This window comes from Lactobacillus gallinarum DSM 10532 = JCM 2011 (assembly GCF_001434975.1).
GTDB lineage: Bacteria > Bacillota > Bacilli > Lactobacillales > Lactobacillaceae > Lactobacillus > Lactobacillus gallinarum.
Genome location: NZ_AZEL01000010.1, coordinates 1 through 20,836, shown reverse-complemented (window position 1 = coordinate 20,836; position 20,836 = coordinate 1). Strand labels below are relative to the sequence as shown.

Below are 20,836 nucleotides of genomic sequence, written 5' to 3'. Positions count from 1 at the left end.
ATTTTCTCTCCATACAAAAACGCCTTGCCCGAAAGCAAAGCGTTTTTTAGCATAAGCAATTTTAAATTTACCTTAACCCTTATCTGCACCAGCAGTAATTCCGTTAACGTAGAACTTCTGCATGAAGACAAACAAGATAGTAATAGGGATAGCGATGATTACACACCCTGCAACGAATTGTGCGAAGTATGCAGTCGCATTACCTTTGGCTGTGTGCACCATGTTGTACAAACCATAAGCAACAGTATAAGTCTTAGCATTTCCTGAAGTTGAAAGAATAATACCTGAGAAAATGAAGTCTGTCCATGGAGCGATGAATGCAGTCAAAGCGGTGTAAACGATCATTGGCTTTGAAAGTGGCAAACCAATGTGTAAGAACACTTGCCACTTAGTAGCACCATCAATTTCAGCAGCTTCGTCAATTGATCTAGGAATAGTATCAAAGAAACCTTTAGCAACGTAGAAGCCAAGTCCGGCACCACCAACATAAACAAGTAACAAACCGAAGAGGTTTAACATGTTCAAGCCTTTTAAGATGTAGTACAAAGCGATCATAGACATGAAGCCTGGGAACATCCCTAAAACCAAAGCAATTTGCAAAAATGGTTTTCTAAACTTAAAGCGAAGTCGTGACAGAACATAGGCAACTGAAATAGTTAAGAATGTCGAAATAACCATCGAGAGAAGAGAAACAATTAATGTGTTAATGATCCAGTTACCGAATGGGTATTGCGGATTAGTAAAAATACCAACATAGTTCTGCAACGTGAATTGTTCTGGCCAGAAGGTCGAAACGAATCCAGTATCATTGTATGAAAAACTTGCTAAGACGATCCACACAATTGGTAAAATCCAGATAATAGCAAGTAATGCTAAGAGGATATACCGAAAGATTAATGAGAGCCGTCTTTGATTTGAATATGACTTCATGTCTAGCCCTCCTTATAAGCGTTAGTGTGGCGATATGCAATCAGCGAGACGACCGCACTAATAATGAAGATTAAGATACCTAGTACAGCTGACGCGTTATAACGCTGTTCCTGACCGAACGTCAAGTTATACAGCCACGTTACCAGCAAGTCAGTCGACCCGGCTCCGTTATACTTACTGTTCATTGGTGCACCACCCGTCAGCAAGAAGATAACGTTGAAGTTGTTGATGTTACCAATGAATTGTTGAATAAGTGAAGGTGCCATAACGAATAGAATTTGTGGGAAAGTGATTGAGCGGAAAATTTGTACAGCGTTGGCACCATCGATCTTGGCAGCTTCAATTTGATCTTCTGGCAAGTTTTGAATAATTGCAGTTGAAACCAACATTGAAACTGGGATACCGATCCACATATTAACAAGGATAACGGTAATTCTAGCTACTAATGGAGAAGCTTGGTTATCAATGAAGTGAATTGGCGAACTAATCCAGTGTAAGTTCATCAAAATGTTGTTCAAAGCACCTTGGTAGTCTAAGAACTGAGCCATCATCAAAAGTGAAACGAATTGAGGAACAGCCCAAATAATTACAAAGACTGTTCTCCAAAAGGCCTTATACTTAATGCCTTTGGATTCAATCAACATTGCAAGCAAAACACCAAAGAAGAAAGTAGTAGCAGTTGCAGCTACGGCCCAAATCAAGGTCCAGCCCAATACTGGGAAGAAAGTACCAGCTAAGTCACCACTCAACACATTACCGAATGCTTGGAACCCTGTCCAAGAAAAGGCGATTGGGTGCTGACGATCATAGTTAGTAAATGCCATTGAAATCATGAAGACCGTTGGCAAAACTGTGAAGAATAGGATACCCAATAATGGAATAACCATTAAAGTTGCATGTAAACGTGTATCAAGCAAACTCTTAAGTTCCTGAACATTGGTTGGAATATGTTCACCATCACGTTTCAAAATGTAATTGTGTCTAGTAGATCTTAAATTAACAATGTAAAGATAAATCATTGCTATACACAAGATGATTGCTAAAACACCAAACAGCAAAATCAAAACTGAGTTTGAAGGCTGTTTCGTGATATACACACCCTGAGCAGCGTCATAGACAACTTTTTTGCTCTTAATCGGACCTAATGTAGCCAGGATACCTAAAGTTGAGATACCACTAAAGATAAACCAAACAATGAATACAATTTCAGAGATTAATAATGCAAGACCTTTAACCCATTGCTTGTTGGCTAAGGCATTACTACCCATAATGAAAAATGATAACTTGGTAGCAATATCGCCTTTAGACCATACTTCGCGATATGTTGCTTTAGGAGCTACATGCTTTTTCTTTAGAAACATAACTTCTCCCCTTCTTAGGCAAAAAGGCTGGAATTAACGGCCAACCTTTGCTTATGCTTTAAGAAATACTATTTAAAATTATTTCTTAGAAATATCTTTTTGCAACTTAGCAAGCTTTGCCTTGTATTGTGAAGGCTTAATCTTGCCGTCGTAAGTACCACTGATAAGTGGAGCTGCTTCGTTCCAGAATGTTGCCATTTGTGGAAGCTTAGGTTGTAATACTGAGTTACCTGGCTTAGCCATTTCAATTACAGCTTCAGCAACTGGATCACTCTTAACTGCACTTGAGTTTACAGCATTCTTAAGTACAGGAATTTGACCAGCTTCCTTGTGGGCAATTAATTGAGCTTCCTTATTAGTGATGTAAGCAGCTAAATCTGAAGCAGCTTTAGCGTTCTTAGTGTGTGAGTTAATTGCGAAGCCTTCGATACCAAGGAATGCTTCCATTTGTACGCTCTTGCCACCAACGTCAATCTTAGGATACTTAGCAACTGCGAAGTTCTTGCCTAAGATCTTCTTAATGTTAGCTGCGTTCCATGGACCATCAAGAATAGCTTGTGCGTTACCCTTCTTCAATTGGTTCAAAGCGTTTGAAGTTTGCATTACGCCCTTATTGTTCTTTTGAGCTGCATACCACTTCAATGCGTTAACACCATTTTGTGAGTCAAATGTTGAACCCTTAAGATCTTCACCGTTAGCGCCGTAAAGCTTTGTACCTGCTGAGAACATTACTGGCCACATTACGTAAGCGTTAGTAAAGTCAGTAGCTACAACACCCTTAGAGGTTAAAGTCTTCCAATCCTTAACATCGTTTGCTGAAAGCTTAGACTTGTTGTAGTAAATGGTTTGTGCTTGTTGTGCGTATGGGAATGCGTAAACCTTGCCCTTCCAAGTTACACCCTTTGAAGCAACATCAATGTAGTTTGCCTTGATGTCTTTAGTTGCTTCTGGTGAAAGTGGGTTAATGTAACCAGCTTCAGCCATTTGACCTAATTGGTCGTTAGGAACTTCAAATACATCAGCAGCCTTTGATGGGTCCTTACCAACGTCAGTCTTAGCGTTAGCTGAACCGTTAGGACTTTGAACAACACGAACCTTGATGTTCTTATTCTTCTTAGTAAAGTCCTTTGCAATTTGCTTGTAGTAAGGAACTTGTTCAGTATCTACCCAAAGAGTTAAGTTAGCTTTCTTTGAGCTAGAGTTATTACTACTTGATGAATCTGATGAACCGTTTGAACATGCTGCAAGTGACATTGCTGCAAGAACAGCGGCACTACCTAAAGCCATTTTCTTCCAAATTTTCATAACTTTTCCTCCTAAAAAAATCAAAACAATAAATAATTCTTAACAACAGTAGCCTTTGCTACTTATGGTTGTAAGCTTTAATAAATTAAATTAGTTAACAATCGCCTTGGTGCTGTCTTTATCAAAGAAGTGAGCCTTGTTAACATCGAAGCCCATCTTTACTTTGTCACCAGGCTTGTGATAATCACGTGAATTTACAATTGCAGTAAATTCAGTTCCATCAACTTCTTGGTGAAGTTGAATGGTTGCACCCAGAAGTTCTGAAACAACAACGTTTGATTCAATTACTGAATCTGGCCAAGTTCCCATAAATGCTTCTTCTGAGTGAATGTCTTCTGGACGAATACCAAAGACAAGATCTTTATCGTTATATCCTTTCTCGTTAAGCATCTTAGCTTTACCTTGAGGAATACCGATGTTCAAACCTTTACCATCTGAAATTCGACCGTCCTTATAGTGAACATCGAAGAAGTTCATTTGAGGAGAACCAATGAATCCAGCAACGAACATGTTAACTGGCTTGTTGTAAACCTCAAGTGGGGTACCGATTTGCTCTACTCGACCAACAGACATAACAACAACTCTGTCAGCCAAGGTCATAGCTTCAGTCTGGTCGTGAGTAACATAAATAGTTGTAGTACCCAACTCTTGGTGAAGCTTAGCAATTTCGGTACGCATCGTTACACGTAATTTTGCATCCAAGTTTGATAATGGTTCGTCCATTAAGAAAATAGGAGCTGCACGAACGATTGCACGTCCTAAGGCTACACGCTGACGTTGACCACCTGATAAAGCACCTGGTTTTTTATCCAAATATTCTTCAAGGCCCAACATCTTAGCGGCTTTCTTAACTTTTTCATCGATTTCAGCCTTAGGCGTGTGACGAAGCTTAAGTCCGAAAGCCATGTTGTCGTAAATAGTCATATGTGGATACAAAGCATAGTTCTGGAAAACCATCGCAATGTGTCTGTCTTTTGGAGCAACATCATTCATTACCTTGTGATCAATTTCCAAAGTACCTTTACTGATGTCTTCAAGTCCTGCGACCATTCTTAATGTAGTTGACTTACCACAACCTGATGGACCAACGAAAACGATGAATTCCTTATCTTTAATATGTAAGTCAAAGTCATTTACAGAATATTTATCATTACCTTGATACTTTTTGTAAATATGGTTTAAATCAACCTCAACCATTGTTTTCCCTACTCTCTAACTTTTATTTTTCATTAAAAACTTTTTCAATCTCACTAAGTTTCAAATCTGCAGTTGTTGGTACGATGTAGTCAGCTTCTTTTAAAAGTTCCTTATCACCAATACCAACTGCAAATTGACCAGCGGCTTTAATTGATTCCACACCAGCTTTAGCATCTTCAAAACTAATTACTTCATCAGCCTTAAGCCCTGCAATTTCTTGTGCTTTTTCATAAATTTCAGGATCTGGCTTACCGTGATGCAATGTGGCAGGATCAACGATGCCATCGAATTCATCCATAATGCCTAATCTGGTCAAAATCTTAGGTGCATTCTTAGAAGCTGAAGCAATTACCATCTTAAGGTTTTGCTTTTTAGCATCTGCCAAAAGTTCTGGAATTCCTGGCAAGATATCCTTTGGTGTCATTGTTTCAACTTGCTCAACGAACTTGGAATTCTTTTCTGCAGCGAATTTTTCTTTTTCAGCTTCAGTATATTTATCTTCTTGACCACCATATTTCAGAATCAATTCCAATGAATCCATTCTTGAAATACCACGTAAGCTATCAAGTTGAGCATCGTTTAAAGTAATGCCTAATTCTTTTGCCAAGTTGTTCCAAGCTGTTAAGTGAAACTTAGCTGAATTGGTTAAAACACCATCTAAATCAAACAATAATCCTTTAAGCATTCTGGGTTTCACCTTCTTTAAGAGTAAATTTCTTTCCCTTAACTACAACATCTAAGTCTTCACCTTTATGTAAAGTAATCTTAGTTTCCTTATGATCTACATAAACTTCAATCAAGCGACCGCGATAGTTAATCTTAAAGCCATAGTGATCCCACTTATCAGGAACAAATGGATCAAATTTCAATTGATCATGATCATAACGCATCCCTGCGAAACCTTGAACAATTGCAAGCCATGAACCACTCATTGAGGTGATGTGCAAACCATCAACCGTATCGTTGTTATAGTTATCAAGGTCTAAGCGAGCAGTTCTTTCATAAAGCTCAACGGCCTTCTTTTGCTTGCCAAGTTCTGCAGCCAAAATTGAGTGAATACATGGTGACAGTGAACTTTCGTGAACTGTTAATGGTTCATAGAAGTCGAAGTTCTTTTCCTTTTCTTCCTTGGTGTATTGATCATTTAAGAAGTAGATACCTTGTAAAACATCGGCTTGTTTAATAAATGGTGATCTCAAGATCTTGTCCCATGACCAGTGTTGGTTAATTGGACGTTGATCTTCAATTTCACTAACTGGACGAATGTCTTTGTCTAAGAAGTCATCTTGTTGTAAGAAGATGCCGCGTTCCTTATCTTCTGGAAGGTACATCTTATCAACGATGTCTTGCCACTTTTCTTTTTCTTCTTCAGTGACGTGTACTCTTTCTTGAGCTTCCTTTGTAGCAAGTGGCAAACGCTTCAATGTGTATTGCAGAAGCCATCTTGCCATGGTGTTAGTGAACCAGTTGTTGTTAACGTTGTTTTCGTATTCGTTAGGACCGGTTACACCGTGCATAACGTACTTGTTACGCCACTTGGACCAGTGAACTCTGGCTGCCCAGAATCTAGCAGTTCCAACTAAGACGTCCATACCTTCGTTCTTAACGTAACTATCATCACCAGTGTAATCAGTATACATAGCGATTGCGTGTGGAATGTCTGCGTTACGGTGAATTTCTTCAAAAGTAATTTCCCATTCGTTGTGACATTCAATTCCATTAAATGTAACCATTGGGAACAATGCACCTGGTAAGCCTTGCTCTTTAGCGTTGTGGTAAGCACCTGGTAATTGATCGTGACGATATTGAAGAAGTGCTCTTGTAACGCTTGGATCAGTTACACATAAGTACATTGGAACGATGTAAGCTTCTGTGTCCCAGTAAGTAGCACCACCGTATTTTTCACCGGTAAAGCCTTTAGGACCTACGTTTAAGCGTTCATCTTCACCGTAGTAAGTCATAAACAATTGACAAATGTTAAAGCGAATACCTTGTTGAGCGGCATCATCACCTGCAATAACAACATCTGATTTGTCCCAACGCTTCTTCCATACAGCTTCATGATCAGCTAAGTTTTCGTCAAATGACTTAGATTGAAGTTTCTTCATCAAGTCATTTGCTACATCGGCTTGATCTTGATCCTTAACGTCACGGCTAGTTACTACAATGACATCTTTTTCAAGTTCATAACTTTCATTTTCAGCTAATTCAACTGATAGCTTTTCACTTAACTTCGCACTTTCAGTTGAGACATCGCCTTGAACAATTTCACCGTTGTGACGCAAGCTTTGCTTAAGCAAAACAGTGAATTGAGGAACATCATAAGGATTTTCTTTAGTCTTGACTTGAATTGTTCTAGCTTTTTCATCTTCACCTAGTGGCAGCCAGAAACGTTCATCATAGTTACTATCTTCATTAACAACTGTGCCATCTAATGTAGAATCAAAATCAATCTTAGCGTGACCTTCAAGCACTGTAGCCTTTACTTGAATCAGAGCAGCTTCTTTCTGAACGATATGAAGGAAACGCTTAAATTCAAATTTAACTTTGACATCTTTTCCTTCGTAAATAAAACTTCTTGTAAGAAGGCCTTGGTGCATATCAAGAGATAATTCAAAGTCATCAAATTTGACTTTGGCTAAGTCTAGTTTTTCACCATTAATGGTAATGCCAATGCCAATAAAGCTTGGTGCGTTAGGTGTTTTACCGAAATATTTAGGATATCCGTTCTTCCACCAACCCACACGAGTCTTATCTGGGAACCAAACACCTGCAAGATATGTACCTTGTAAGCTATCACCAGAATAGCCTTCTTCAAAGTTTCCTCTCATACCCATATAATCATTACCGATTGCAGTCATGCTTTCCTGTAATCGTTTATTTTCTGGATCGAAATTATGAGTAATGACCTTCCAAGGATCAATTTCAAAAATTCGTTTCATATACTTTATATCTCCCACAAAATTAAGTGCTCTTTTGTTTACGCTTTCATTATCCTTAAATTGAAAGCGGTTTACAATATCAAAACCATTGTTACCGGTATCAGAATTTGTTAATTAAAAAAGAAGGTAGTTCTTAATCTATCCTCTTTTCGTACACTTATTAAAAGTAACTTTTAATCAACCGTGATTACAAAGCCTTTTGGAGCTAATACTCCATTTTGATAATCTTGACTAAACGAATTTTTACAATCAATTTTTACATCATGATCCGTGGTGTTAAAGTACGCTTTAACAGATTCCATTCCGTTTCTATCTACCTCAATCAGGCCATTTTCTGTTACATGTAACTTAATTGTCCCTTTACCGAAGGTTTCATCATGATCTAAACGGAACTTAATCAATTCATGAACTCTTTGCCAAACAGGACCATCTTCCTTTGACCAATCCATTGGTTTACGACAATCTGGATCATTTCCACCTGTCATTCCCATTTCAGTACCGTAGTAAATACATGGACTGCCTTTTTGCACAAATTCAAAGGTTAATGCCTGCAAAGCCAAGTCTTGGTCGCCATTAGCCACTGTTAAAATTCTGGCAGTATCATGTGAATCAAGCATATTCATCATCGCCGCATTAGTTGAATCACGATACTTCATGAGTTGATCAGTTAAACGCTTAGTCATTTGATCAGCCGTCAATTTATGCTTAAAGAAATGATCTTCAATTTGCAAAGTATATGGATAATTCATAACGCCAGTAAATTCATCCCCATTAAGCCATGGACGAGCTGAGTGCCAAACTTCACCAACAATGTAAAAGTCTGGCTTGATATCAGTTACTGCCTTATGGAACTTCTTCCAGAAATGATGATCTACCTCGTTGGCAACATCCAAGCGCCAAGCATCAATATCAAAATACTTCACCCAGTACGTAGCTATCTCAAGCAAGAAATCTTGTACTTCAGGGTTAGCAGTATTTAATTTAGGCATGTGCTTTTCAAATGCGAAAGTATCAAACTGCGGATTTCCTTCACCTTGCAATGGATCATGGTACGGTTCAACTGGATACTCATTAATGTGGAACCAGTTAGCAAAACGAGAACTTGGACCATTTTTAACCACGTCTTGCCACTGCATTGATCGATCACCTAAGTGGTTAAATACCGCATCCAGCATGACTTTCATGCCACGTGCATGGGCCTCATTAACTACTTTGGCAAACAAGTCTTTATCACCAAATTCTGGATCGATTTGCAAATAATCAATCGTGTCATATTTATGGTTGGAGCTTGCTTTAAAAACAGGACAGAAGTATAAGCCATTTACTCCAAGTTTTTTCAAATAATCCAAATGGTCTAATACCCCTTGCAAGTCACCACCATAAAAGTCTTCTCGACCAGGATGATCTTCGGGATTCCAAGGCTTCACATTTTTAGGATCATTAGATTTATCACCATTGGCAAAGCGTTCTGGGAAAATCTGATACCACACGGTATGTCTAACCCATTCCGGTGTTTTAACCATATCAATATCATGGCAATATGGAACCTTAAAATATGAGCCATCTTCCATTAAGGCTGTCTCTACATCGCTGCTGATTGCTCTGTCACCTACAACAACGCTGGTGCCATCGCTACCAATTACTTCAAAAGTATACTTTAAACGGTGAAATGGTGCTTCAAGGGTAGCTCCCCAGTGATCCTCAACTTGACCTTCACCAATCTTAGTCATTTCAATGGTTTTAGCTTGGTTCAATGGTAAATAGTTATCGCAATAATGCACAATAACTTTTTCAATATCATTCTTTGCGCTATGAAAACGAACACGAACATGAGTCGCATCAATTACAAAGCTGTCTTCACTTTCAGTTCTGTGTTTTAATGCTGCTAATTGCATGTTTTAATTCTCCTTTTTCAACACAACACCTGCATAAGGCATCAAAGTTAATTTCCCGTTAGTTAATTGATATTCTCCTGCTTTTAATTTTTCTTCCGTATATCCTTGTGGAATCTCTACTGTAATCTTTTCATTGCTTAATGAAACTGCCACGATTGCACTCTCATCGCTTAAATCACGCTGGTAAATATAACTATTTTTATCAGTTGGAAGCATATAGTAGTCGCCATCTTGGAATAAGCTTTCTTTTTTAAGGGCGATCATCTTTTTATAAAAAGTAAACATGCTAATATCTGAATTTACTTCACTAGCAACTGAAACATGTTTTTCAACAATCCCGTTAATCCAAGGAGTTCCTTCAGTAAAACCATAATTTTTAGTGTCATTCCACGGCATTGGACCGCGAGCTGGCAACTTATGCGTTTCACTTACCATCGTCATTGCATCTTCTCTACTGATACCTGCCTGTTCTGCTTTTTTAATCCATGGTGCCACCGTCTGATCTTCAAATTGATCAACACTAGTAAAATGCAAATTCTTTAAGCCTAATTCTTCGCCATAATAGATAACTGGAATCCCGTGCTGCAAATACATCAAGATAGCCAAACTTTTAGCTTGGGTTGGCGTCTTCGCCACTCTGGTAGCCAGTCTAGCCATGTCATGATTATTCCAGTAAAGAGTTGGCTGAGAAACACCTGCTAAGGTCTGTTGCCAAACAACTTGATTTTGCTTAAAGGCCGTAAAATCAATGCCCTTAGGTTGATATTGCTCAGGATAGCGCTTATCTACTTTTGACTCATCATCAGTAAAGTAACGAAAAGTTATAACACTATCCATCAAATGATTACGCTTATTAGTGTAATCAACGGCCAAATTTACGCTTGCACTTGCAGCTTCGCCTAATAGCAAGGCGTCTGGATAATCTTGCTTAATCTTTTCACAAAACGGCCGCATCCATTCCTGAACTTGAGGCAAGTTGGCAAAAAATGGTTCGGCAATAACCGGTTTGTCATCACCAGCTTTATTAGGATAATTTTGTCTCAAATCTGCTTTGCCAATATGAATAAACGCATCAAGCCGCAGACCATCAATCCCCTTTTTTAGCCAAAATTCAGCTACTTCAAGCATGGCGTGGCGCACTTCAGGATTTTTCCAATTAAGGTCCGGCATATGCTTATCAAACAAATGGAAATATGATTGACCAGTTCCTGCTGGATCAGGCTCCCAAACGCTGCCACCAAAGAAACTACCCCAATTGTTAGGGCGCTTGCCATCATGACCTGCAAAAATGTAATAATCACGATACAGACTATCAGGATTCTTAATTGCATCTTGGAACCATGGATGCTGATCTGAAGTGTGATTTAAGACAAAATCCATAATAAGATGAATGCCAGCTTCATGAAGTTCATTAATTAAGTTCTCCATGTCTTCCATTGTTCCCATATGTGGATCAATAGCAAAATAGTTTGAAACATCATAGCCATTATCTACTTGTGGTGAAACAAAAATAGGATTAAGCCAAACGGCATTAACCCCTAAATTTTGCAAGTATGGTATTCTCTTCCGAATACCATTTAGGTCGCCAATACCGTCATCATTACTATCTTGAAAAGACTTAGGATAAATTTGATAAATAATTGCGTGATCATACCAATGTGCCATAATTTTTTCCTCCATGCATAGTTTAGTTGATATAAGAAACCGTTTTCAATATGTATAGAGATGTTACCGGTATCAAAAAAGCATATCTTGCGATATGCTTTATCTTTTAATTATTATTTATTATCTCGTAAGTTTAATGACTTCACGAGCGATCATTACTTCCTCATTAGTTGGTACAATCAAAGCTTTAACTTTAGAATCTGGCTTTGAAATAAATTTTTCACCATCAGTTCTGTTAGCTTCAAAGTCAGCCTTTAAGCCTAAATATTTCAAAGAAGACATAATGCCTGCACGAATTCCGGGGTCATGTTCACCAATACCGGCCGTAAAGACAATACCGTCTACACCATCCATTTCTGCAGCATAAGCACCAACATAGCGAACTACCCGATTAATGTAAATACGACGAGCTAACTTGGCTCTTGGTTCATCACTTTCAATCAAATCACGCATATCTGATGAAACGCCTGAAATACCTAACAACCCTGATTCTTGATTCAACATATCAATTGCTTGATCAATATCCATACCAGTCTTATGCATCAAGTATTGCAAAGCCGATGGATCAAAGTCACCGCTTCGAGTCCCCATCGTCACCCCAGTTAATGGACTAAAGCCCATCGAAGTATCATATGATTTGCCATTCTTAACTGCAGTGATTGATGAACCTGATCCTAAATGGCAAACAATTAAACGAGCGATGTTAATATTTTTATGCATCATCTTAGCGGCACGAGGGGCAACATAACGTACAGAAGTGCCATGTGCACCATATTTACGCACTGCGTAATCCTTATAATACTTGTACGGAATAGAATATAAATAGTGAACAGCATCAAGAGTGTGGTGATATGCCGTATCAAAAACGGCAACCTGTGGAACGTTAGGCAGAATACTCATAAAAGCTTTAATTCCTTCTGTTTCAGGACCATTATGCAAAGGTGCTAATTGAGCAATCCGTTCAAGTTTGTGTAAATTATGATTATCAATGACTACAGAATTAGGAAATACTTCTCCACCGTTAACGATTCGGTGCCCTACTCCTTTAATTTCACTTAATTTCTCTACAACATGATATTTCTTTAAACAGTCAATCAATAAGCTTACTGCATCCCTTTGCGTAGGAATCGACATATTTTTAATATATTCGTTACCGTTAGCCAATTTTATTTTAAAAATCGAATTTGGCATACCTACACGTTCTGCTCCGCCTTTTGCAATTACTTCTTCGCTAGGAAAAGAAAAGAGCTTATATTTAAAAGAAGAACTACCAGAATTGATTGCTAAAACTTTTTTCATAATATCGTGACCTCTGTTTTATTCGATGTATCTATAACTTATCTCTTATTTTTAAGTATAGCGCTTTCATTGCAGAGATGGAAAATTTTGAAATTAAAAAATCACATCGATGTGAAAATCAATGTGATTTTATTATCTAGTAGTCTCTCGTCTAATCAATTCTGGCTTAAGCATAACTTCACCTTGTGGGGAACCAGATTGAACAATTTTTTGCAATAACATACTTGCTAGCATTTCACCCATCTTAAAAATAGGCTGCTTAATTGTAGTTAACTTAGGATTAGAAACTTGGTCCAAAAAGACACCATCAAAGCCAATCACACCAAAATCTTCCGGAATCCGAGCGCCCTCAGCTTGCAGCTGCCGGACAACGCCTACCGCAATTCGATCACTAGCACAGACAAAACAAGTATCTTTTTTAAACCCTTTAAAATGCTCATGAATCACATCTTGGGCGGCATGACTGTGGTTAGAAACCCGATAAATCTGCGGAATTAATTGGTGCTGTTGCAAAGTATTGATATAACCAGCTTCACGCGAATACTCAAATGGCTCTTTAATATCAATTCCGATAAAAATAATGCGCTTATATAAGCGATCCAATGCATACTGTGTTGCCATCTTCTCGGCAGTTTGATTATCTGTATCAATAAAATCATATCCGCGGTGATTTTCACCAAATAATACGAATGGCTTATCCAGCTTATCGAACATATCATAATCTTTATTCCGCGCACCTGTAATCAAATAACCATCGGCACGACCTTTTTCAATTTGGCTGGGATCAGTTACTAACTGCATGGCGTATTGCTTAGTATTCAATCCTCGAGCAAAGCCAAAAAGCAGGTTCATGTAATAAGGTTCTGTTGTATCGATATCTTCCAGAGTAACAAATTTAACCACGTTAGAACGATTATTGACTAAAGCCTGCGCGATAGAATTTGGATGATAGTTTAAAGACTCCATCGCCTTTTCAACCATGGCACGCAATTCTGGCGTTACTTGTTCAGGGTGGTTGATTACCCGTGATACCGTCATTTTTGACACATTTGCTTCTTTAGCTACATCTGATAAAGTAGTCATATTATTCCTATTCTAAGTACATCTTTCTAAATCTATCTAGATCTTTTTGACTAAAACCAAGCTCTTTTTTGAAGAAGTTATCAAAACTGCCCCAGCCTTTACGGATAGTTTCGGTAATGCCGCGGATAGCTGGTCCTTCACCTTTGGTCAGGTTCATTTTAGAAACCATTTTTGCAATCTGATTATCATCAGGGTATTGCTTGGCTAATGCAAAATCGTAAAGTTCATTGGTCAACAGATAATCTTGTGCAATCGTATCATCATCAACGCCGAGTGCAGTCAAAATCAAGGCTGATGTCATACCGGTACGGTCTTTGCCGGCACTGCAGTGATAGACAAGGGCATCTTCTTCAGGCAGTTCAATTAACTCCGCGAAGATTTTTGCAAATTCTTCTTGGCTGTGTGAATTAAGCAGAACCTGCTGATAAATTTTACCTAAGAAATTATCACCCATGTCGGGAACATGATGAATGAAACGGTAAAGCTTATTGTCACCCTTGTTTTCCTTACGGTTTTCAGAATAAATATGCGCATCCACGTAACGCACATTAGGCCATTGCCTATCTGGAGCTGCGTTTTGCTCATACTTTGAACGTAAATCGATATCAACTGTAATCCGGCGATCAGCTAGCTTTTGCTCATCTTCATCAGATAAAGAGCTAAGCGAATCAGAACGATATATTTTATTCCACTTTACATGTTGACCTTTATCATTCTTATAACCGCCGATATCTCTAAAATTAAGCGGTCCATCTAAAGCAAGTATTCTATCATGCTCCATTTTGCTTACCCTTTCTTTGCAAAAGTATTAATATATTATATTTTATTATACATCACTAATCATGTGCAAAAACTTGCGTTGCCTTGATTGCACGCTGCCAGCCTGAATATAGTTTATTTCTTTCTGCTTCATGCATCTTAGGCTCAAAGGCCTGTCCAATCGTAAAGGTATGCTTTAACTCGTCAATATTTTTCCAATAGCCAACGGCAAGGCCAGCTAAAAAGGCTGCACCCATGCTGGTTGTTTCCAGCGTTTTAGCGCGTTCAATTTCAATCCCTAAAATGTCAGCCTGAAACTGCATCAGGTAATTGTTGTTGCTAGCACCGCCATCAACACGTAAAGCAGGAATTTCAATGCCTGAATCTTGTTGCATCGTATCAACAACGTCACGGGTTTGATAAGCTAATGACTGCAAAGTTGCTTTAATTATATCCTTGTCAGTAGTTCCACGTGTAACACCGAAGATTGAACCACGAGTCTCCGCATCCCAATATGGTGCGCCTAACCCAGTGAAGGCAGGGACAACGTAAACTTCGTTCTCTGATGTCGACTCAAGCGCTGCTTGTTCAGAGTCTGGCGCATGCTTAATCAACTTCATCGAATCGCGTAGCCATTGAATTGCACTACCAGCCACAAAGATTGATCCTTCTAAAGCATAAGTAATCTTACCATTAATGCCATAACCAATGGTCGTTAACAGATTATTGTTAGAGTCTGTTGGCTTGTCCCCTGTGTTCATCACAATAAAGGCACCGGTGCCATATGTATTTTTCACCATTCCTGGTTTCAAAGCTAGTTGACCAAATAAGGCTGCCTGTTGGTCACCGGCCATCCCAGCAATTGGCACTTGTCCACCAAAGAACATATATGACGCTGTTTCACCATAAATCTCTGAATTCGAGCGCACCTCAGGCAACATTTTCTTAGGAATATTGAGCAAATGCAAAATATCGTCATCCCACTTGAGCGTGTGAATATTAAACAGCATGGTCCGTGAAGCATTAGTGTAATCAGTCACGTGTTTAGCACCATCAGTTAACTTCCAAACTAGCCAACTATCAATCGTGCCAAAAAGCAACTTTCCCTGTTCAGCTTTTTCTTGCGCGCCAGGTACATGATCAAGAATCCAGCGAATCTTAGTTGCACTGAAGTATGGGTCAATAATTAAGCCTGTTTTTTGACGAATTTCATCACTATAGCCTTCTTTTTTTAATTTTTCAGCTAATTCTGTTGTCTGCCGTGACTGCCAAACGATTGCATGATAAATTGGCTCACCTGTATCCTTGTCCCAAACAACGGTCGTTTCACGTTGGTTGGTAATGCCAATTGCGGCAATTTGATTAGGCCAAATGCCCGAATTAATAAAAGCATTGGCAATTGTTGTTTGGACCGCCATCCAGATTTTATTAGCGTCATGTTCAACCCAGCCAGGCTCTGGGAAATATTGGTGAAATTCTTTTTGGGCAGAAGCAACTTCACGTCCATCATGGTCAAAAATAATTGCTCTAGTAGAGGTGGTTCCTTCATCGATTGCTAAAATATATTTTTCTGTCATAGTTATTCTCTTTTCTGCAAAAGCGCTTTCTTATAATATTACTGTTTTTCTAATGCAGATTCTAGCAGTTAATGTAATAGATACGGTATAATTTTTATAAGGATTTTTTAAGGAGGGCATTTTAATGGAAAAAAATCAAAAAATTGCGGTAACAATTGCGGGTAACGATAGTGATGGTAGTGCAGGAATGCCAGCAGATTTGCATTCATTCTATGCACGGGGCGTTTATGGCATGGGGCTGATGACCGCGGCTGTAGCTGGTAATACAAAAGGAATTTTTGCCCAACAAATTATGCCGCTTGATTTTATCCAAAAGCAATTCGATGTGTTAAACGACGACTTCAAGATTAATGCGACTAAGACAGGGATGCTGGCTAACAAGGAAATTATCGATTGCGTTGCCGATAATCTTGAAAAATACGACATGGGTAAAATCGTGCTTGATCCCGTCATCATCACTAAGCACGGTGCCACCCTACTTGACGATGATGCCTACCAGACCTTCTTAGACAGATTATTGCCGCTAGCCGATGTAATTACGCCTAACTTTTATGAACAACAAAAGCTAACTGGCTTGAAGCTAAATAATAAGGAAGAAATTCACGCAGGCGCTAAAAAACTACAAGAGATGGGTGCTAAAAATGTCTTGATGAAGGGACGTCATGACTCAGATAATCAGACTGAAGTAACTGATATTTTGTTGACTGAAGATGGCGCATTTCACGAATTTACCAAGCCTTTCTTTAAGACTGATCGCGTGAATGGCACAGGTGATACTCTCTCCGCAGTTATTGCGGCAGAATTAGCTAAGGGAAAGTCTGTAATTGATGCTATAAAAATTGGTAAGGACTTTACTTACGCTGCAATTTCTCACCCAATTGATGTTGGTTCAAAATGGGGTCCGATCAATCACTTGGCTGCACAGGAAGAAAATAGATAGAAAAAATACCGAAGCTCAGATTTTGAACTTCGGTGTTTTTATGTCTGTTTTCAATTAAATCATTGCTGTGTAGAGATACAGTATTACACAAATAATGAACGCTATTACGTATCCCATGATTATGCTAATAACCCAATGAATATGATGATGTTGCATCCAAGTAGCTAGCCAGTCGCCCAGGACTAGACAATATGATCCTACCAGCCAGTAATTGATCTTTTTCTGATTAATTGCTGGTAATGGCAAGATTAAGATTATTATCAGTGTTACAGCTAAAATGTATTTTAGAGCTTGATAAAGTTTGGGACTTAGTAATGATTCACGCAATTTATTTTACCTTGTTTCTTCTAAATCATATATTCGATTTCCATTAATTTTTGGATTTACTTATTTCTTATAGCTCTTAATGATCCAAAATATACCAAGCATAATAAAAAAGATCGATAATACTACTAGTTGCATAACTGGTTTATATCTAAGAAAGCATGAATCTATTAGAAATACCACACCAACAGCAATAATTGCTATTCCAGATATTTTGCTTTCTTTTTTCATAATAATTATTACAACAGCAATTAAGATTACTACTGCAGTTACAATTGAAGCAACGTCGACTTGCATTAACTTAAGTTTTTCCTTCCATCTAAGTCTTCAACTATTATTTTAAATCATGTAAGTTCTCCTGCGATTGACTTTGTATCATATTTGTTACAAAGTCTTACTCAAGCCAATTGGCAATCATATTTCCATATCCTATTTTCCTAAGCTCTTGTCTAATCTCTTTTGCTTTGTCCATTTGATCTAAAAATAATGCTTTCATATAAAACACTTCAATTCTATAAATCATCAAGTGAAACGACTCAGTAGCATCAATAATATATTCCATCGCGTCATCAATATGATCAAAATGTGTAGTTTTCTTATGAACCTTTCTGTCGTAACAAACCACCAGATAATTTTCTAGCAATCTTAAATATCTTTCAGTCGTTAACTCTGAAAATTCTGCCTTTTTTGCAAAATCAAGCAAACGCCCAATTAAAAAGTCCAATTCGTCTTGTGGCCACATCGGCATCGTATTAGCCAATAATCGCAGTAGGTCTGGTCGCTCAAGCCAATTATTTCCTTCATCAAACTCAGCTTTTATCTTCGTCCTGATTTCTACATCAATCTTGTCAGTTTCACCCTTAAAATCTGCCGAAGTAATTAATGCTCGCAACTTCAAAACCTCATTATTAGATGAATTCATTATCTGCTGACAATACTTATCCAAAGCTTCAGTATCTTTTGCACTAACTACTAGATTCATTTTAAATTCAAATTGCTTCTCAACTTTTCGTTCTTCTGACGTATAATCATCTTGAATAAGATCACAAAACTCTACTAGATCAACTTGATGCTCAAGCAATATTTTAAATAAGCTCTCCGCATTTATGCGATTTTTGCCACTTTCAATCCTTGCGTAAAAAGGACGACTAAGGATCCCAGCACACATTTGATCCTGTGTTAGTCCTAATTTTATTCTTTCTTTGCGTAGTGCTTCTCCAATTTTCATAGCAATCCCCCTGTCCAATTTTAATAAAAATAGCACTTTATATTTTTTAGTCAATGAAAAAAGCAGCAATGAAATTAATCATTGCTGCAAAACTCCAATTATCAATAGTGATCCTTACATGAATATATAGTTATCATTGATTTATGACAATCATAGACGATCCGATTTTTCGAATCGATTCGTCTTGACCATAACCCTGATAGATTTCTCTTTAAGGGCTCAGGCTTACCAATACCTGTAAATGGATGTCTTTTCATATCTTTCACAAGATCGTTTATTCTTGATACCTTTTTATAATCACCATCGTCATACCAATACACATAGTCGTTCCAACCATCATCCGTCCATGCTACGATCATGATTTTGTTACCTGCTCAGGATCAATTAGTTCATGTTGCTTTATCGTGCCTTCACTAACTTGTTTACGCCCTCTTTCAATCTTGTCCATTAGGTATTGATTAGATTGAATTTCTAATGTTTCAACCAAGGCATCATAATCTTCTTTACCTAATACAACCACATTATCCTCTGGTTCTTTATTAGTTACGATCAAAGGTTCACTATCATCATTGACTTGCTTAAAATAATGCTTTAAATTTTTACGAAAATTACTGTAATTAACCGCATCCATAGACTAATCCCTCCTTATATTGTACAACTTATTGTACTATATTTTTACTTATATTACTACCAAAAGCAATAATCGTAAATGGTTGAAAAAATGATTAACCATGGGACAGTTCAATTAGAGACACATTGTGGTGATCATTTGACCGCTCTTCTTTACAAAAAAAGCAATGATCCAGTCGACCACTGCTATTTATTTACTTCTTTTTCTCAATCACAAAATAATATCCTGCTGTCAAAATTTGAGCAACTCCCTCAAGTGCAATCGCCCAATCTGCACCAAAACGCGCTACAATCAGCCCGCCTAAAAATGAGCCAATCGGAATCATCGATGATAGAATCGAGTCATTGATCGTCTCTACTCGACCTAAAACATGCGGACTAAAGCTCTCTTGCACCAACACTTCGAAGTTAATATTCATCATCACAATCCATAATTCGGACGTGAAAAACAGAATTAACAGCAAAATTGGCATCCCTTTGGGTACAGCTGGCTCAAGCACAATCGCCAAGCCAGACAATGCCAGACATACAACGACCAATCTTTCAATTTTATTTTTATCAAAAGTTAGCCGTTGAATTAACATGCTGCCAACTAGCCCACCTATTGATGAAGCTAGTTCTAAACTACCATAGCCAATCGCTGATTTAGTCAAATGCTCCGTTGCAAAATAAGGCAGACCAACAGACGAAATCCCATAGAACAAGTTAGTCACTGCAAAAGGCATGATCAAGCGTGCTATCTTGTCTTCTTGTTTCAAAGTCTGCCAGCCCTTAAGCAGATCTTGCCAATAGTTTTCCGTAAAATACTCGCTCGTAGATTCAGGCAACAATAATTTCCTGGGCAGAATCAACTTGGTATAAAAGGCTAGAGCACCTGCAAAAAATACTGCAGAAATGATCACTGTGAAATCAAGTGACACCCAAGTAATCAATAATGTTGCCGCTGCATTCAAGAACAAATCCAGCGTCTTATAAGTCATTTGAAAAACGCCGTTTACTTTAGCTAGTTTCGTTTTCGAAACGATGACTGGCAAAATTTTTTCTTCTGCAGGGTAAATCAAAGTCGAGCCGATCGTTGAAATAACGTATATTGCTAACAAAAACCAAATTGTTAGATTTTGCCACAGCTTAGCTTGAAACAACAACGTCGCTATAACGCTAGTAACGATCTGCACTACCGTTACAATTTTAAGCATCTTTTTGATATAGATGCGATCAATTAGTGGACCCAAAGTAAACGACAGCATATCAATTGATGAGTCCGCAATGAAAATCAGGGACAAAATCACTGGTGAATTAAAGCGCACCTTAAAGAACCACAAAATTGCCATGTAAAATAGTGAATCTGCGATGTTAGTTAACACTCGTCCAGCTAATAATCGTCTGACATTGACATTTTCTTTTTCGATTAAGTTAAACATTTTCCCATTCCTTTTCACAACACTGCTAATGTCGCTGAAAGCCAGGGAAAATTACTATTCAGTTGTAGTTTAAAATCCCAGACTTTCAGCTAAAAATCTGGGTTAAGCCTTAAGTAGCGTTTGACGAATGAAAGGAAATAATTCATTCTCAAACTTAAACCTAAAATGTCGCGCATTTTAGTCCTCGCTTTCTGTAAAAATTAAGGTAATTATAGCACGAATAATGAGACTGTAAAATAGTTTGTGTAAGGATGAATGATTCCTTAAATTTATTTCTTTA

The 20,836-nt window shown here is 38.0% G+C and carries 18 protein-coding genes; 1 reads left to right on the top strand and 17 read right to left on the bottom strand.

The annotated features are described in order from the left end of the window. Positions 1-72: 72 nt before the first annotated feature. From FC37_RS01880 to glpK, 12 genes are all read right to left on the bottom strand, one after another. Positions 73-930: a sugar ABC transporter permease gene (locus FC37_RS01880; protein ID WP_025006263.1), complete on the bottom strand. Its 858-nt coding sequence runs from the start codon at positions 928-930 to the stop codon at positions 73-75. 2 nt (positions 931-932) lie between these two features. After that, a complete protein-coding gene (locus FC37_RS01875) occupies positions 933-2,291 on the bottom strand; it encodes a carbohydrate ABC transporter permease (RefSeq protein WP_025006264.1) in 1,359 nt (452 codons plus the stop codon). Positions 2,292-2,369: 78 nt separating this feature from the next. Continuing rightward, positions 2,370-3,596, bottom strand: coding sequence for an extracellular solute-binding protein (locus FC37_RS01870; protein ID WP_025006265.1), 1,227 nt, complete (start codon positions 3,594-3,596; stop codon positions 2,370-2,372). A 90-nt stretch (positions 3,597-3,686) separates the two neighbouring features. Continuing rightward, complete coding sequence (locus FC37_RS01865) at positions 3,687-4,793, bottom strand: ABC transporter ATP-binding protein (protein WP_025006266.1); 1,107 nt, start codon at positions 4,791-4,793, stop codon at positions 3,687-3,689. A gap of 22 nt (positions 4,794-4,815) precedes the next feature. Further along, complete coding sequence (gene pgmB, locus FC37_RS01860) at positions 4,816-5,478, bottom strand: beta-phosphoglucomutase (protein WP_025006267.1); 663 nt, start codon at positions 5,476-5,478, stop codon at positions 4,816-4,818. Beyond that, positions 5,471-7,735, bottom strand: coding sequence for a glycoside hydrolase family 65 protein (locus FC37_RS01855; RefSeq protein WP_025006268.1), 2,265 nt, complete (start codon positions 7,733-7,735; stop codon positions 5,471-5,473). Before FC37_RS01855 ends, pgmB begins: the two co-directional genes overlap by 8 nt. Positions 7,736-7,908: 173 nt before the next feature. Next, the gene (locus tag FC37_RS01850; RefSeq protein WP_025006269.1) at positions 7,909-9,630 is read right to left on the bottom strand and encodes a glycoside hydrolase family 13 protein; all 1,722 of its coding nucleotides are present in this window, start codon (positions 9,628-9,630) and stop codon (positions 7,909-7,911) included. Between the two features lie 3 nt (positions 9,631-9,633). Next, complete coding sequence (locus tag FC37_RS01845) at positions 9,634-11,295, bottom strand: alpha-glucosidase (RefSeq protein WP_056945455.1); 1,662 nt, start codon at positions 11,293-11,295, stop codon at positions 9,634-9,636. A 120-nt stretch (positions 11,296-11,415) separates the two neighbouring features. After that, on the bottom strand, positions 11,416-12,594 hold the full coding sequence (locus FC37_RS01840) for an acetate/propionate family kinase (protein ID WP_056945454.1): 1,179 nt from the start codon (positions 12,592-12,594) through the stop codon (positions 11,416-11,418). Between the two features lie 132 nt (positions 12,595-12,726). Next, positions 12,727-13,677: a LacI family DNA-binding transcriptional regulator gene (locus tag FC37_RS01835; RefSeq protein WP_025006270.1), complete on the bottom strand. Its 951-nt coding sequence runs from the start codon at positions 13,675-13,677 to the stop codon at positions 12,727-12,729. A 7-nt stretch (positions 13,678-13,684) separates the two neighbouring features. Further along, positions 13,685-14,458 (bottom strand): tyrosine-protein phosphatase, encoded by a 774-nt coding sequence (locus tag FC37_RS01830; protein WP_025006271.1) that lies wholly within the window; start codon positions 14,456-14,458, stop codon positions 13,685-13,687. Positions 14,459-14,513: 55 nt separating this feature from the next. Continuing rightward, positions 14,514-16,013: a glycerol kinase GlpK gene (glpK, locus tag FC37_RS01825; protein WP_025006272.1), complete on the bottom strand. Its 1,500-nt coding sequence runs from the start codon at positions 16,011-16,013 to the stop codon at positions 14,514-14,516. A 124-nt stretch (positions 16,014-16,137) separates the two neighbouring features. Between glpK and thiD the strand changes: the two genes are divergently transcribed. After that, a complete protein-coding gene (thiD, locus tag FC37_RS01820) occupies positions 16,138-16,953 on the top strand; it encodes a bifunctional hydroxymethylpyrimidine kinase/phosphomethylpyrimidine kinase (protein WP_005720042.1) in 816 nt (271 codons plus the stop codon). Positions 16,954-17,340: 387 nt separating this feature from the next. Here thiD and FC37_RS01810 read toward each other — a convergent pair whose 3' ends face one another. From FC37_RS01810 to FC37_RS01790, 5 genes are all read right to left on the bottom strand, one after another. Continuing rightward, positions 17,341-17,574 carry a hypothetical protein gene (locus FC37_RS01810; protein WP_013087006.1) on the bottom strand — a complete coding sequence of 78 codons (234 nt, stop codon included), beginning with the start codon at positions 17,572-17,574 and terminating at the stop codon, positions 17,341-17,343. A gap of 97 nt (positions 17,575-17,671) precedes the next feature. Beyond that, the gene (locus FC37_RS01805) at positions 17,672-18,505 is read right to left on the bottom strand and encodes a helix-turn-helix domain-containing protein (protein WP_025006273.1); all 834 of its coding nucleotides are present in this window, start codon (positions 18,503-18,505) and stop codon (positions 17,672-17,674) included. Positions 18,506-18,606: 101 nt separating this feature from the next. Continuing rightward, positions 18,607-18,864 carry a Txe/YoeB family addiction module toxin gene (locus tag FC37_RS01800; RefSeq protein ID WP_025006274.1) on the bottom strand — a complete coding sequence of 86 codons (258 nt, stop codon included), beginning with the start codon at positions 18,862-18,864 and terminating at the stop codon, positions 18,607-18,609. Next, positions 18,861-19,136, bottom strand: a complete 276-nt coding sequence (locus FC37_RS01795; protein ID WP_013087009.1) for a type II toxin-antitoxin system Phd/YefM family antitoxin — start codon at positions 19,134-19,136, stop codon at positions 18,861-18,863. Before FC37_RS01795 ends, FC37_RS01800 begins: the two co-directional genes overlap by 4 nt. A 193-nt stretch (positions 19,137-19,329) precedes the next feature. After that, on the bottom strand, positions 19,330-20,556 hold the full coding sequence (locus FC37_RS01790; RefSeq protein WP_025006275.1) for an MFS transporter: 1,227 nt from the start codon (positions 20,554-20,556) through the stop codon (positions 19,330-19,332). Positions 20,557-20,836: the final 280 nt, after the last annotated feature.